This is a genomic window from Lentzea sp. NPDC102401 (genome assembly GCF_044765805.1).
GTDB lineage: Bacteria > Actinomycetota > Actinomycetes > Mycobacteriales > Pseudonocardiaceae > Lentzea > Lentzea sokolovensis.
The window spans coordinates 240,659-254,710 of record NZ_JBIWKS010000010.1 but is presented as its reverse complement, the minus strand read 5'-3'; the positions used below and the strand labels follow the sequence as shown (position 1 = coordinate 254,710).

At 67.8% G+C, this 14,052-nt stretch carries 13 protein-coding genes; 8 read left to right on the top strand and 5 right to left on the bottom strand.

Annotated features, from left to right (window positions below):
- Positions 1-36: 36 nt before the first annotated feature.
- On the bottom strand, positions 37-1,656 hold the full coding sequence (locus ACIRG5_RS31680; protein WP_402911439.1) for a glycosyl hydrolase family 18 protein: 1,620 nt from the start codon (positions 1,654-1,656) through the stop codon (positions 37-39).
- Between the two features lie 235 nt (positions 1,657-1,891).
- On the opposite strand from ACIRG5_RS31680, the gene ACIRG5_RS31675 reads away from it, so the two are divergent.
- From ACIRG5_RS31675 to ACIRG5_RS31660, 4 genes are read left to right on the top strand one after another with little or no spacing between them, the layout of a single operon-like run.
- Positions 1,892-2,722 (top strand): helix-turn-helix domain-containing protein, encoded by an 831-nt coding sequence (locus ACIRG5_RS31675; RefSeq protein WP_402911437.1) that lies wholly within the window; start codon positions 1,892-1,894, stop codon positions 2,720-2,722.
- A 13-nt stretch (positions 2,723-2,735) separates the two neighbouring features.
- On the top strand, positions 2,736-2,915 hold the full coding sequence (locus ACIRG5_RS31670) for a DUF397 domain-containing protein (protein WP_402911434.1): 180 nt from the start codon (positions 2,736-2,738) through the stop codon (positions 2,913-2,915).
- A 41-nt stretch (positions 2,916-2,956) separates the two neighbouring features.
- Positions 2,957-3,613 carry a 3,4-dihydroxy-2-butanone-4-phosphate synthase gene (gene ribB, locus ACIRG5_RS31665; RefSeq protein WP_402911431.1) on the top strand — a complete coding sequence of 219 codons (657 nt, stop codon included), beginning with the start codon at positions 2,957-2,959 and terminating at the stop codon, positions 3,611-3,613.
- Complete coding sequence (locus tag ACIRG5_RS31660) at positions 3,610-4,287, top strand: HAD family hydrolase (protein WP_402911429.1); 678 nt, start codon at positions 3,610-3,612, stop codon at positions 4,285-4,287. Before ribB ends, ACIRG5_RS31660 begins: the two co-directional genes overlap by 4 nt.
- On the opposite strand, the gene ACIRG5_RS31655 is transcribed toward ACIRG5_RS31660, so the two are convergent.
- A complete protein-coding gene (locus tag ACIRG5_RS31655) occupies positions 4,277-6,682 on the bottom strand; it encodes an ATP-binding protein (RefSeq protein WP_402911426.1) in 2,406 nt (801 codons plus the stop codon). The two genes, ACIRG5_RS31660 and ACIRG5_RS31655, sit on opposite strands and share 11 nt — an antisense overlap.
- Before the next feature lie 204 nt (positions 6,683-6,886).
- Between ACIRG5_RS31655 and ACIRG5_RS31650 the strand changes: the two genes are divergently transcribed.
- Together ACIRG5_RS31650 and ACIRG5_RS31645 are read left to right on the top strand one after the other, a co-directional pair.
- Entirely contained in the window at positions 6,887-7,600 is a 714-nt protein-coding gene (locus ACIRG5_RS31650) for a response regulator (protein ID WP_402911423.1), read from the top strand.
- A gap of 130 nt (positions 7,601-7,730) precedes the next feature.
- Positions 7,731-8,603: a DNA-3-methyladenine glycosylase family protein gene (locus ACIRG5_RS31645; protein WP_402911420.1), complete on the top strand. Its 873-nt coding sequence runs from the start codon at positions 7,731-7,733 to the stop codon at positions 8,601-8,603.
- On the opposite strand, the gene ACIRG5_RS31640 is transcribed toward ACIRG5_RS31645, so the two are convergent.
- Together ACIRG5_RS31640 and ACIRG5_RS31635 are read right to left on the bottom strand one after the other, a co-directional pair.
- Positions 8,509-9,456 (bottom strand): serine/threonine-protein kinase, encoded by a 948-nt coding sequence (locus ACIRG5_RS31640; RefSeq protein ID WP_402911418.1) that lies wholly within the window; start codon positions 9,454-9,456, stop codon positions 8,509-8,511. The genes ACIRG5_RS31645 and ACIRG5_RS31640 overlap by 95 nt on opposite strands.
- Before the next feature lie 107 nt (positions 9,457-9,563).
- Positions 9,564-10,946, bottom strand: coding sequence for an N-6 DNA methylase (locus ACIRG5_RS31635; RefSeq protein ID WP_402911415.1), 1,383 nt, complete (start codon positions 10,944-10,946; stop codon positions 9,564-9,566).
- Between the two features lie 52 nt (positions 10,947-10,998).
- Here ACIRG5_RS31635 and ACIRG5_RS31630 point away from each other — a divergent pair, with 52 nt between their 5' ends.
- Together ACIRG5_RS31630 and ACIRG5_RS31625 are read left to right on the top strand one after the other, a co-directional pair.
- Positions 10,999-11,694 carry a PP2C family protein-serine/threonine phosphatase gene (locus tag ACIRG5_RS31630; RefSeq protein ID WP_402911412.1) on the top strand — a complete coding sequence of 232 codons (696 nt, stop codon included), beginning with the start codon at positions 10,999-11,001 and terminating at the stop codon, positions 11,692-11,694.
- Between the two features lie 68 nt (positions 11,695-11,762).
- On the top strand, positions 11,763-11,906 hold the full coding sequence (locus ACIRG5_RS31625; RefSeq protein WP_402911410.1) for a hypothetical protein: 144 nt from the start codon (positions 11,763-11,765) through the stop codon (positions 11,904-11,906).
- A gap of 240 nt (positions 11,907-12,146) precedes the next feature.
- Here the strand turns inward: ACIRG5_RS31625 and ACIRG5_RS31620 are convergent, their stop codons facing one another.
- Positions 12,147-13,919: an alpha/beta hydrolase gene (locus ACIRG5_RS31620; RefSeq protein ID WP_402911408.1), complete on the bottom strand. Its 1,773-nt coding sequence runs from the start codon at positions 13,917-13,919 to the stop codon at positions 12,147-12,149.
- Positions 13,920-14,052 lie beyond the last annotated feature (133 nt).

Sequence of the window (14,052 nt, the reverse complement as noted above, 5' to 3'; positions counted from 1 at the left end):
GGGTTGACCCAGCTCCCCTCCCGGCGTTGAGAAGAACTAGTTGAGACCGCTCTTCATCGCTTTGACGAGCTCACCGTTCGAGGTGTCTCCGGACATCTCCCAGAAGAAGGCGCCGCCGAGACCCTGAGTCTTCGCGTAACCCATCTTGCCGGTGATGGTGGACGGGGTGTCGTAGCTCCACCACTGGTCACCGCACTTGGCGTAGGCCGTGCCCGCGACCGTGCCGTTGGCCGGGCACGACGTCTTGAGCACCTTGTAGTCCTGGATACCCGGCTCGATGCCCGGCGCGGGGCCGGTCGCCGTGCCGCCAGGAGCGTCCTGCGTCACGCCGGACCAGCCGCGGCCGTAGAAGCCGATGCCCAGCAGGAGCTTGTTCGACGGAACGCCCTTGCTCTTCAGCTTCTGGATCGCGAGGTCCGAGTAGAAGCCAGCGGTCGGGATGCCGCTGTAGTTCGTCAGCGCGGAGTGCGGAGCCGTCGGGCCCTGCGCCGCCCAGGCGCCGAAGTAGTCGTACGTCATGACGTTGAACCAGTCGACGGACGCAGCGGCGCCACCGTAGTTCGCGGCGTCGATCTTGCCGCCGTTGGTGCCGTCCGCCGTGATGGCCGAGGTGACCAGGTAGTTCGGGCCGAACTTGGTGCGCAGCGCCGCCATCAGGTTCGAGTAGGCGTTCGCACCGCTCGTGTCGCAGGTGAGACCACAGGCGTTCGGGTACTCCCAGTCGATGTCGATGCCGTCGAACAGGCTCGCCCAACGGGGGTCCTCGAGCAGGCTGTAGCAGGATTCCGCGAACGCGCCGGGGTTCTTCGCCGCATCGGCGAAGCCGCCGGACCACGTCCAGCCGCCGAAGGAGTACAGGACCTTGATGTGCGGGTACTTCTTCTTCAGCTTGATCAGCTGGTTGAAGGCACCGCGCACCGGCGCGTCCCACACGTCAGCCACACCGTCGACCGACTCGGCCGCCGTGTACGACTTCTCGATCGCCGGGAACGACTCACCGATCACGCACTTGCCGCCGGTCACGTTGCCGAACGAGTAGTTGATGTGCGTGATGTTGGCGGCCGTGCCGGAGGTGTCGATGTTCTTCGGCAGGTAGTTCTTCGCGGGGTAGGTGCCCCACTCGGTGAAGTAGCCGAGGTTGATCTTGCCACCGGGCAGCGGCGGGTTCGACGTGGTCGTCGTCGTGCTCGTGGTGGTGCTGGTCGTCGTAGTCGTGGTCGTCGTGGTGGTGGTCGTCGGGTTGGTCCCGCCGGCCTCACACGAGCCACCGTTGAGCTTGCAGTTGGTCGGCGCACCGAACGCGCCGGTGTAGGAGCCGTTGAAGCCGAAGCTCGCCGACCCGCCGACACCGATGCTGCCGTTCCAGGTGTTCTTGACCGTGACGGTCTGGCCGCTCGTCGTGTACGAGCCGTCCCACAGCGAGGTGACCTTGTGGTTGGCGGGGAGCGTGAACTCGACGGTCCACGACGTCAGGGCCGCCGCGCTGTTGTTCTTGATCGTGTACTTGCCCTCGAAGCCAGTTCCCCAGTCAGAACCCTTGGAGAACGTGGCGGAAACGCCACCGGCACCGCTAGCAGCGGGCACGACGACGATTCCGAGGACCATCGCGGCGACTGCCGCGAAGAGAGCAGCTAGATGCCATCGGAACTTGGACATCGGTCTCCTCAGTCGCAGGGGGTACCGGAACGATGTGGTTTAGACCACTCGAAGGTCAAGGTCTAGACCTCTGCCGTCACTCGAATGGAGCAGTCCGAAAACGGTTTAGGTGCCCTGGTTGTCCCGTCTCTGTCTAGTTGGTTAACTATTGGAGGGGTTCCGAGACGACAGCCCTTCGGGTCGAGTTTCGCTGGAGCGACTGCACAAAGAGGACGGTCGGCCCTAACTTCGTTCCATGCCAAAGCGTTTCTCCACCGCGCGTGGGCGGGAGTTCGGCGACGCGGTTCGAGGTGCCCTGTCCGCCACGGGCATGACCGCGCGCGAGATCTGCGAGAAGATCGACTGGGACCCCGGCAAGCTCTCGGATCTTTTCAACGGCAAGGGTGGCTGCTCAGAGGTGGATCTGGCGATCCTGCTCAGCTTCTGCCGAATCGTTCCAGAGGAGCGCGACCACCTGTTGCGGCTGTTCCGCGAGACAGACATGAAGGACTGGTGGCAGAAGCACGGCGATCACCAGCCGATCCTGCCGCGGACGTGGTTCGAACACCTGCAGAAGGCCAAGGTCTTCACCAGTTGGTGCCCTCTGGTCTTTCCCGGCCTGCTCCAGGTGCCTGATTACACGCGGGCCGTCATCCTCGCGAACCCGAACGCGCCCCATGACGAGCTGGAACAGCGTGTGGCTGCTCGTCAAGCGATGCAGGAGATCTTCCGGCAGAGGCTCAAGTCCACGTTCTACATCCATGAGCAAGTGCTCGTACTCCCCGTGGGTGGCCGTGACGTGCTTCGAGACCAGCTGCACCATCTGTTGAGGATGTTGGTGCGGCCCTACATCGAGGTTCGGATCGTTCCCACTGACACCGGCGCGCACGCGGGACTTGGAGGTGCTTTCGACCTCATGACGTTCGACAGGTATGAGCCCACTGTCTTCCTCGACACCGAGAACTCGACCCTCATCGTCGAGAGCGCGGGTGCTGTCAAGGCGCACAGCGAGGTGCTGACATCACTCGCAGCGGTTGCGTTGGATGCGGAACAATCGAGGGAGAGGATCACCGAGCTAGCGACCTGAGGAGGCGCCCGTCATGTGGCGCAAGAGCAGCTACAGCGCGAACGCCCAGAACTGCGTTGAGATCGGTCGTGGCGTCGGCATCCGTGACACCAAGGCTCCTGCCACCCACCTCGCTGTCACCTCTGGCTCGTGGTCCGCGTTCCTGCTCTCCGTGAAGCTCGGCAAGTTCGCACCTTCGGGTCAAACCGACTAGTCCGCCGAGCGTCACCCCCGCCCGTTCCCAACGATGAGGACGTGCACCTCACCGTTCCTGAACAGGCAAAACGCAAGCCAGGCCCCGACTCGGTCCAGGCAGCCATCGCCGACCTGCGTGCGGGCCGCCCGGTGATCGTGGTCGACGACGAGGACCGCGAGAACGAAGGCGACCTGATCATGGCCGCCGAACACGCCACCCCGCAGGCGCTGGCGTTCTACGTGCGGCACACGAGCGGCCTGATCTGCGCGCCGGTGGCCCCCGAGGTCGCCGACCGGATGCGCCTGCCGTTGATGGTCCAGGACAACGAGGACCCCGAGGGCACGGCCTACACGGTCTCGATCGACGCCAAGAACGGCATCGAGTCCGGCATCTCCGCCGCCGACCGCGCCCGCACTCTCCGCGTCCTGGCCGATCCGGCGAGCACCCCGCAGGACGTGCGCCGGCCCGGGCACGTGTTCCCGTTGCGCGCCAGGGCAGGTGGCCTCACCGAACGGCGCGGGCACACCGAGACCGCTGTCGAACTGATGCGGCTCGCGGGGTTCGCGCCGGTCGCGGTGATCAGCGAGGTGTGCGACGAGGACGGGAGTGTTGCGCGGTTGCCGCAGCTCAGGGCGTTCGCGGACCAGCACGGGTTGACGCTGGTGTCCATCGAGCAGCTCGCGGCGTTCGTGCCGGAGAGCGTGGTGGCGCTGTGACTCTGCTCGCGACCGTCTTCGACCTCGACGAGACCCTCGTCGACAGCGCCGCGACGTGGAACCAGGTCATCGGCACCGTCGCGGCCCGCCACGACCACCGCTGGACCTCCACCGACTGGACGGCGATCCAGGGCACGAGCACGGCGAGCTGGACTGCCTACCTCGCCGAACGGTGCCACGGCCTCACGCCGGAACGCGCCGCGTCGGAGTGCGTGGACGGCATGGTGGACGCGATCGCGCGTGGCACGTTCGGGATGCTGCCCGGTGCCGCGGAACTCGTTGCCCTGGCGGCCGAACTCGGCCCGGTCGGGCTGGTGTCGGCGTCGCCGCGGCGGTACGTCAGGGCGGCCGCGTCGGCGTCCGGACTGCGCAGGCACGTCGAGGCGATCGTGACGGGCGACGACGTCGCGAACGGCAAGCCCGCGCCCGACCCGTACCTGCTCGCCGCCCGCAAGCTCGGCCTCGACCCCGTGAACGTCCTCGCGGTCGAGGACTCGGCGTCGGGCATCCGCTCGGCGCACGCGGCGGGCATGACCGTGCTCGCGATTCCCAACGCCACCACGGCCCGCGACGCCGACGTGTTGAAACTGGCGGCCTGCACGGCGTCCGATGCCCGTGTCGCGGCCAAGGAGATCTGCCAGTTGTGGGTGAACGTGTACGCGCTCAGCCGATAGCGCGTTCCGCTCCCCAGGCCGCGATGTCCTCGCGGCTCTGCAGCCCGAGCTTGTCCCGCAGGCGCTGCAGCCGCGAGGCCACCGTCCGCAGCGACACGTTCAACCGGTTCGCGATCTGCTGGTTCGTCAGTCCCGTCGCGAGCAACGCGATCACGCGCCGTTCGTGGTCGTCCAGCGAGTCGAACGCGGCCTCCGTGCGATCGAGCCACACTTCGTCCTGGATGAACGCCTCGGTCTCCGCGGCGGTCAACGGCGTAGAGGCCGCCTCTGCGCGCGCGACGGACAGCATCAGCCGTGCGGTGCGCATGGCCACGGCGACCTTCTCCGCCCAGAACGGGTTCGGCACCACGCCGACAGACCGCCTGAGCGCGCGTCCCGTCGCCTCGATCCGTAGCGCGCGCTCAGCCTGACCGCGCGTCACGGCGACCACGGCCAGGCCTTCCAGGGCGTCGGGGGCGGTCAACGGGTTGATGCCGTCCATCCGCAACGCCTCCTGGAAGGCGTGCGTCGCCTCGTCCAGGTCGCCCTGCACCAACGCGACGGCGCCTCGCGTGGTCAGTGCGGAGGCAATGCGCGCGGGCATGCCCGACGCGCGCGAGATCGGCAACGCCTTCATGACGTTCTTCTCGGCGCGTTCGTGCTTGCCCAACGACAACGCCGTGCGCGCGAGGTCTACCAAGCACGCCGCACGGGCGAGAGGCTCGCCCAGCAACTCCGCGACCCGCAGGCACTCGGTGCTGTTCGCGTTCGACGCCTCCCACTCGCCGGACGACTGCTGCACGGCCGCCAACGTGCTGCGGCAGCTCATCGCCAACGCCGTCGCGCTGTCCGGCACCAGCCGCGACGCCTCGCTGGAGAGTTCGACGGCTTCGTCGTGGTCGCCCTGCTCGGCCGCGAACCGGGCGGCGTGGTTGAGGGCCACGCACCGGTAGTCGTCCCTTGTGGACGGTCGTCGCAGCGCGTCCCGAAGCATCACGCGCGCCTGGCCCAGCCGTCCGCGCCGGGCAGCGCAGTCGGCCAGTGCGGAGGTCAGCAGCAACAACCGCTCGTCGTCACGATCCGCCGCCCACTCGACGGTGCCGAGCAGGCTGTCGACGTGGTTGTCGAGCTTGAGCTGCACGTCCGCGGGCACCGACAGCGGCGCGGTGATCAGCACGTCCGACAGGTCGGTGAACCAGCGGGCCAGCGCCTCGTAGGCCATGTCCAGCTCGCCGGCCGCCAGTAGCTTCTCCCTGGCGTGCAGGCGAACCGACTCCAGCTGCCGGAACCGGGTCGTGCCGGGCACGGCCGTCAGCAACGACTTCGCCTGCAGCCGGGACAGCACGTCCAGCACCGGTTCCGCGGAGCGTTCCGACGAGCAGACCTCGGTGGCCGCGGTCAGGTCGAAGCCGCCGTCGAACACCGAGAGCCGCCGCAGCGCGAACTGCTCGTCCGGCTGCAACAGCTGGTAGCTCCAGTCGATGGCGTCACGCAACGAACTCTGGCGCGACGGCGACTTGCGGCAGCCCAGCGTCAGCAGTTCCAGCGGCTCGTCCATGCGGTCGCAGATGTCCGCGACCGGCAGCACCTGCACCCAGCGCGCGGCCAGTTCGATCGCGAGCGGCATGCCCTCCAGTCGTGCGCACAACAGCGCGACCGCGGCGATGTTGTCGAGGGTCAGGCGGAAGTCGGGCTTTCGCTCGCGGGCCCTGTCCACGAACAGCTTCACGGCCTCTGAGCGCGGCGCCGCCGTCGTGACCAGGTCCCGATCCGTCGAGGGAACAGGTAAACCCTCGACGTGGAAGCTGACCTCGCCGGTGATCCACAGGGCTTCGCGTGACGTCGCGAGCACCCGCACGCCGGGGCAGCGGTTCAGCAGCATGTCGGTGAGTTCGGCGCACGTGTCGAGGAGGTGTTCGCAGTTGTCGAGGACTACGACCGCCTTCATGTTCTTGAGCGTCTCGACCACGGTGGCGCGCAACGGTTCGTCGGACTCCGCGGCCACTCCGAGCGCGTCGGCGAGGGCCGGCACGACGTCTCGGGAAGCGCTGATCTCGCCCAGCGCGACGAGCAGGACCCGGTCCGTTCGCCCGCGCCGCAGCCGTCCCGCGGCCTCCAGCGCGAGCCTCGTCTTGCCCGCACCCGCACTGCCCACGAGCGTAACGAGACGATGCCTGCGCAACAGCTGGTCGAGTTTCGACAGCTCCTGCTGACGGCCGATGAACGTGTCGCGCGCCGCGGGCAGGTTCGAGAGAACGCGCAGGTTCTGCCTGGTGGGAGGCGTTGTCGTGGAAACGGTGGCACGGCGGCGATACGCCCGTTGGCGGCACGCGTTGGAGCAATAGGACCTGCGTTGCTCGGAGGTGGCGGGAGGCATCGTGCCGTCGCACAGTGCGCAACGTCCGCTGCTGCTCATGAGTCCCTCTTCTCAAGCCGTAACGGCAGGCTGTTCCTGTCTCGGTGCGGTGTTCGCGCAGTTCGTAAGTGGTGGGCCGTTATGTGCAACCCGTTACGCCTGCGTGCGCGCGAGACGGTTCGCAACCTGCTCGTTATGCCTGCCTTCCTGAGTCCCTCGTTCGGGAACAAACTGGAGACTGGTCCGGTCTGACAGGGAGTGCGCATGACGTTGACGACGAGCACCTCGTGGGCGAGCGCAGGTCTGCAACTGGTGGACAAGCCGCGCACGATCACCGTTGGCATCGCCGACGACGAGGTTCTGATCCGCACGGGAGTTCGCGGTGTGCTGGAGCGTGCCGGCAACGTCGTGGTCGTCGGCGAGGCCGGTGACGGCGGCGGTGCGCTCGAACTCGCGCGGCGCCAACGTCCGCAGGTGCTGCTGATGGACGCCTCCATGCCCGGTATGGAAGGCCTCGCGGCGGTGCGGATGGTGCGCAGGCACGTGCCCGGTACCCAGGTGATCATGCTGTGCACCCGGCAGACCGAGGAGATGCTCTTTCCCGCATTGCGGGCCGGCGCGGCGGGATTCCTGTTCAAGAGCGGCGAACCCGACGCGCTCGTGAACGCCGTGTGTGCCGTGGCAGCAGGAGAAGCGATCCTCTCACCGTCCGCAACGCGTGCGTTGATCGACCACTTCACCGGCGCCGACTCGGAACGCCGTGACGCCGCACGCAGCCGCATCGGCCTGCTCACGCGGCGCGAGCAGGAAGTGCTGGTGTATCTGGCGCAGGGCATGGCGAACGCGCGCATCGCTAGGCTCATGTACCTCTCGGAAGGGGCGATCAAGGCCCACGTCAGCCGACTGCTGACGAAACTTCGGTGCGACAACCGCGTCCAAGCCGCTCTCATCGCACGCGACGCCGCCCTTCCATGCTGAATCTGACAACTGCTGCCACGGCGCGAAGGCCAGCCTAGCCACGGAATTTCGCGCCGCGAAGCAGGTCACCCGGTTGGCCCCGTCCGGAATGATGTCGCTTTCCCGCCAGCGTCTCGCTTGGAATGGCGTCATGCTGGTGGACATGCAGCTCGACACGTTCTCGGAACACTTGCACTTTCAAGCACCTCTGTGTCCCGACAACCTGTTCGGCCACCTCATCGCCACCGCCGTGCCCGGCGTGGAGGAGTGGCGAGGCGGTGTCTACCGGCGGACCTTGCGACTTCCTTGCGGATTCGGGATCGTCGCATTGCAGCCGTTCCCGGAGCACGTCGCCTGCACGCTGGAACTGTCCGATTCTCGCGATTTGGCCAGTGCTCTAGACCTTTGCCGGTTTCTGCTGGACCTCGACGCCGATCCATTCGTGGTCGATGCGGCGCTGTCCGCGGATCCGCTTTTGGCGCCGCTGGTTTCCGCCGCGCCCGGCCGCCGTGTACCGCGCACGGTGGATGGTGCGGAGTTCGCTATTCGCGCCGTACTGGGTCAGCAGGTCTCGACGAAGGCCGCGCGCACGCACGCCGCACGCCTCGTTGCGGCTCATGGAACGCCGGTGGGCGACCTGTTCCTGTTCCCGCTGTCGTTCGACGTCGGCGAGCTGGCGATGCCCGAGTCCCGCCGCCGCACGATGGCCGCGTTGCTCGATGCACTCGAGTCCGGTTTGGACCTGTCGCCCGGAGCGGACCGAACCGTTGCGCGCGAATGGCTTTCGTCGTTGCCCGGCTTCGGCCCGTGGACCGTCGAGTCGATCCTGATGCGCTCTTTGGGCGATCCCGACGCGTTCCTGCCGACTGACCTCGGCATCCGTCTGGCCGCGGAGGCCCTGGGGCTGCCGTCGACGCCGGCGGCGCTGGTCAGGCGCTCGGAGGCGTGGCGACCGTGGCGGGCGTACGCGGTGCAGCACCTGTGGGCGACCGGCGATCACGAGGTGAACCGAATCCCGGCCTGACCTGCACACTCGAGTACATCGCCGTCGACCCGTCCCGCACGAACCCGGGCAACGCCGGCGGATCCTGCGCAAACCCTTGCAGATCCTCGAAAACCTCCAGCGCCGTCGCCGGCCGCCCGCCGGGGTCCTTGGCCAGCAACCGCTGCACCACCGGGTCGAGCGCGCCGGGCAGCCGCGGTGGCGGCTCCTTGACGTGCTTGTCGAACACCGCGTACGCCGTCGGCCCCGTGAAGAGTTGGTCGCCCGTCAGCATCTCGTGCAGCACGCACCCCAGCGCGTACAGGTCGCTGCGCGGCTCGGCGATCCCGCGCTGAATCTGCTCCGGCGCCATGTACGAGGGCGTGCCGAGGATCTGGCCGGCCCGGCTGAACGGCGCGACGTCGCTCTCCCGCAACAGCGCGAGCCCGAAGTCCAGCACCTTCACCGCGCCGTCCGGGCACAGCATCAGGTTGGTGGGCTTGAGATCCCGGTGGCAGATGCCGCGTTCGTGCGCGGCGGCCAGGACCGCGGCGGTCTGCGCGGCGATGTTCGCGGCCCACGCCTCGGGCAGCGGACCGAACTCGCCGACCAGATCGGCGACCGTGACGCCGTCGACGAACTGCATGACCTGGAACAGGCGCTGTTCGTACGTCCCGAAGTCGTACAGGACGGGCACTCCTGGGTGCTCCAGCTTGGCGACGATCCTCGCTTCGCGCGCGAACCGTTGCGCCACCTCGTCGTCGCTGCCGGGCAGGCGCAGCAGCTTGACCGCGACCCGGCGATCCAGGCGCAGGTCCCGCCCCTTGTGCACGGCACCCATGCCACCCCGCCCCAGCGGCAGGTCGTCGATCTCATAGCGGTCGGCGATCAGCACCCGGGAAGCCTAACTGCCGTCGCCTGTTCGCTGACCCCGCGCTTCCTCGTACGCGAGGCGACCGTAACAGCGTTTCAGGACGTCCCGATCGGGTGAATCTGCCGGAATCACGCCGGACCGACCTGTCCACCCAGGAGTCCATTGTAGCCCAAACGGACCAGTGCGGCGGCCTCTTCCAGGCCTGCTTCCAGCGCCTTGAGCTGCGCGAACGCCTGTCCGTACCGTCGTTGTTCGGCCAGAGGCAGCGACGGTACCTGCGTCCGGCGCACGTCGAGCCGGGTCGAGCCGGTCGGCGTCCTGGCGAACGCGGCGCGCAGCACGCCTTCGAGGAAGTCCGGGTCGATCTTGCGCGGATCGATCTCGTAGGTGGCGCCGGTCGGGGACGTGACGACGTGCTCGCCGGGGGCCGCTCGGACCAGTTCGCCGATCGTCGTCATCGGGGGAGCGGTCTGTTCCCGCAGTTCAGGTAGGGGGGCCAGACCGAACGTCGGTTGCGCGTCGAGGTAGGCGGACGCGTCGGTGCCGTTGCGGCGTGACGGACTGAGGTCGACGTCGTCGTCCAGCAGGTCGATGACCCGCGTGTTCGGGTCGAGCGGGCCGGGCGCCTCCAGCAGTGCGATCTGTTCTGGCGCGCGGCCGATCGGGTTCCGCAGCAGCCACAGATCGCGTCCCGGCTGCACGGTCATCACCGCGCGCACGGCTCCGGCGCGCAGGAGGTTGCCGCGAATCCGCTTGCCGGGCCTGCGGGACGCCGCCGCCGACGGCAGCAGCACCGCGACCAGCCCGCCCGGCTTCGTCAGCGACAGGCAGTGCTGCAACCACGCCAGCTCGGGTTCGCCGCGCGGTGGCAGCCCGTAGGTCCACCGGGCGTCGCCCACCAGTTCCTCGTGCCCCCACGCCCGGTCGTGCCACGGCGGATCGCACACCACCGCGTCGGCCTTCTCCCGGACGCCGTTGTGCCGCAACGAGTCGCCGGTGTAGATCTGCGCGTGCGGCATTCGGCGGCGCGCGATCACCGCCGAGACGGGATCGAGCTCCTGCCCGATCTTGTTCCGGGCCTTGGAGGCCTTCAGCAAACTGCCTGTGCCGCACGCCGGATCGATCACCGTATCGCCGTCGGTCGTGGCCAGCACGACCTCGATGACCTCGGACGGAGTGGGGTTCAACAGCCGCGAGTGCGCTTCGAGGTAGCGCTCGTGCAGGAACTCGAACGTCTGCGCGTCGGCCTCGACCGCGGCCAGCGCCTCACCGAGCTTCAGGTCGTCGGCGGTCCGCAGTTGGGTCCACAGCCGCTCGGCCGGTGAGACACGGAACGGTTTCCCGTTGCGCCGAAGCCATGACTCCACGTCGCGCAACAGGTACAACGGACTTGAGGCCGTCCCGCCGACCGGCGACGGGAAGTCCTCGAACCGTCGCCGCCAGTTCGACACCGCCGCCCGCCCCACATCAGCGAGGCGCGCGATGTCACCGGCGTTGACCGTCTCATCCATGTTCACAACCGTATTGCTTGTGAACTCACTTCACAACTGATCTACTGGAGACATGACACACGAGCTGCGTATCGCCGTGGCGACCGATCCTGGGCTCGTTCGCGAGCACAACGAGGATTCGGTCTACGTCCGCGCGGACCTGCAGGCCGTGGCGGACGGCATGGGCGGCCACGAGCACGGTGAAGTGGCCAGCGCGCTCGCGGTGAACGTCTTAGCGGGCTGGCAGGGCGACCTGGGCCCCGCGGTCTCCGAGATCGCGCGCAGACTCGACGCCGAGACGCCTCAGGGCGCCGGCACCACCCTCACCGCCATCCGCTGGGAGGGCCTCGCCTTCCAGCTGGCGCACATCGGCGACTCCCGCGCGTACCTGCTCAGGGAAGGCGAGCTCCGCCAGATCTCCCACGACCACACCATGGTGCAGGCCCTGGTGGACGCGGGCCGCATGACGCCGGAGGAGGCGCTCGTCCATCCACGCCGCGCCTATGTGTTGCGCGCCTTGCAGTCCGGCAACTCGCACGACCCGGACCTCACGTGGCACCAGGCCAAGGTCGAGGACCGCTACCTGTTGTGCAGCGACGGCCTGACGGACTACACGGACCTGGACGACGTCCACGAGATCCTGCTGTCCACTGAGGACGGAACGGATGCGGCCTGGCAGCTGATCGCGCTGGCGAACGGCAACGGCGGCCCGGACAACATCACCTGCGTGATCATCGACGTGGTCCGCAAAAAGTGGTGGCAGCGCTAGCGAATCCCGTTGCGGTCGCGATGTGACGACAGAGGGGGCATCAGTCTCGGAACCGCGCCGCACGACGCTTGGCCGAGCTGGGCTGCTGTGAGATCGCGCCGGGGCTGACCGATGCGGAGTTCGCCCGCATCGAGGCCGAACACGGATTCGAGTTCGCTGACGATCATCGCGCGTTTCTCGCGGTGGGCACCAACTCGGTAGGACACGACTGAAGAAGCGATGGCGGTGGCACGGTTCGAGATGGAGGACGTGCCCAGGTTGATCCCGGTTCAGGGGCATCGGTTTCTGCCCGCGGGGCGAGGCACGTCCGGGCATCCGGTTCTGTCCGTGCACGAACGGACGTCGTCTGCCACGGCAGTGATTTGATCGACTACCTGGACCAGCGCTGGTAGTCCCGCGCGTGGAAACGGCCCCCGGCGCATCGCGCCGAGGGCCGCAGCTCTAAACGGGTGTTACAGGTTGGCCGGCATGCCCGACTCGTCGGCCGCCGCCGTCGAGGAACCGCTCAGCAGGTCCTTGACGATCTTGTTGGCTTCCTTCACGGCCGGCGTGATCATCTTGATCTTCACCTTGCCGTTGGTGAGCTTGCCGCCGACGTCGAACGTCTTGTCCTCGTTCGGCAGCGGGAGCGCCTGGCAGCCCGTGAACTGCTTGCGCGGGGTGGCGCCGGTCTGGAAGTAGAAGACGATCGGGTCGTCGACGCAGTCCGTGTTGTACGGGAACAGGCCGTGCGAGCCCTCGTTGTCGACGCTGATCAGCTTGGCGTTCGGCAGCGCCTTCGCCGTGGCGAGACCACCCTCGTACGCGGTGGCGGCGTCGAGCTCGGACTGCGCGACCAGCAGACGCGGGAAGGTCTTCTTGTCCGGCTTCGGCATCGAGTTCTTCGTCGGCCAGTAGGCGCACAGCGGGGTGCTCATGAACGGCGCGATGAACGGCGCGTTCACGGTCAGGTCGGCCAGCCAGTAGTTCCAGTAGTGCAGGTTCTGGTTCCACTGACCGTCCTGGCAGCGGATCGCCTCGAACGTCGCGTCCCAGGTCTCGACCTCGGCGGCAGCGGTCGTGGCCTTCACCGCGACGCGCTCCTTCTTGGCGATCGCGTTGAGCGCGTTGCTCTTGCCCTTGGCGATGAACGCCTTGTTCTCGGCCGAAAGGCCAGGCGTCGCAAGCATCTTCGCGACGAGCTGCTCGACCTTCGCCGAGTCGGTCGCGGCCGGAGCCGGGTCACCGATCACCGCGGCCACGGCCGAGGCGGCGGTCGGGTACTGGGTGGTGTCGTACATGGACGGGATCACGAACCACGCGACGAACAGCTGGCCGAGGAACTCGCGGGTGCCGCCGGCCTTCTCCCAGTTGCGGCGGATCTCCATCGGGTCGGTGCCCTGGCCGTACGTGGCGTTGTTGCGCGCCATGTAGGGCAGCAGCGCCTCCTGGAACTGGCGGTCGCGGGTGCGCGGCTGCAGGTCCCAGGTGTTCTCCAGCGTCGACTGCGAGGCGTCGACGGCCGAGTCGAGCAGGAAGCGGTGCGCCTTGCTCGGGAACGTGGCGGCGTACCAGGTGCCGAGCCACGTGCCGTAGGAGTAGCCGATGTAGCTCATCTTCTTCTCGCCGAGCACGACGCGGATGAAGTCCATGTCGTAGGTGGTCTGCTCGGTGGTGATGAACTGGGTCAGCGGGTTCTCGAGGCAGCCGTCGACCTTGGCCTTGTTCAGCACGTTGACGTCAGTGCTGTTCGGGACGGTGTAGCTGCAGGTGAGCGGCGAGGAGAGGCCGACGCCGCGCGGGTCGAAGCCGATGAAGTCGTACTGGCCGGCGAGGACCGGGGCGCGCAGGGCCATCGCCGCGCCCCACGGCAGGCCGGAGCCGCCGGGGCCACCGGGGTTGACCAGCGCGATGCCCTGACGGCTGGTGCCCTTGTACGCGGTCTCGGTCTTGGAGACGCGGATGCCGATCGTGTTGCCGTCGGCCGGGTTGTGCCAGTCGCGCGGGACCTGGATGGTCGCGCAGGCGAGTCCCTTGACGGTCTTGAACTTCTCGACGGTCTCCGGAGCGACGCCGGGGAAGGTGCACTCCTCCCAGGTCACCTTCTGGGTGGCGAGCGCGCCCGCGAGCTTCTGCGTGTCCGGGTCCTGCTTGGCCGCCGCGCCGGCCGCCGGCGTGAGCACGATGCTCGTCGCGATCAGTGCCCCCGTCAGCGCGGCGATGCCGCCTCTGAAGTACTTCCTCACTGGTGGATCCCTTCCTGCCCCCGCACGACCGGTGAGGCCGCGCTTGCAACAGAGGAGAAAGGAAAAACGCGCGTTTAACACTCCTGGGTGATGGCAGAAAGTCGCCATGTCTGGAAACCGTCACCAATCGTGT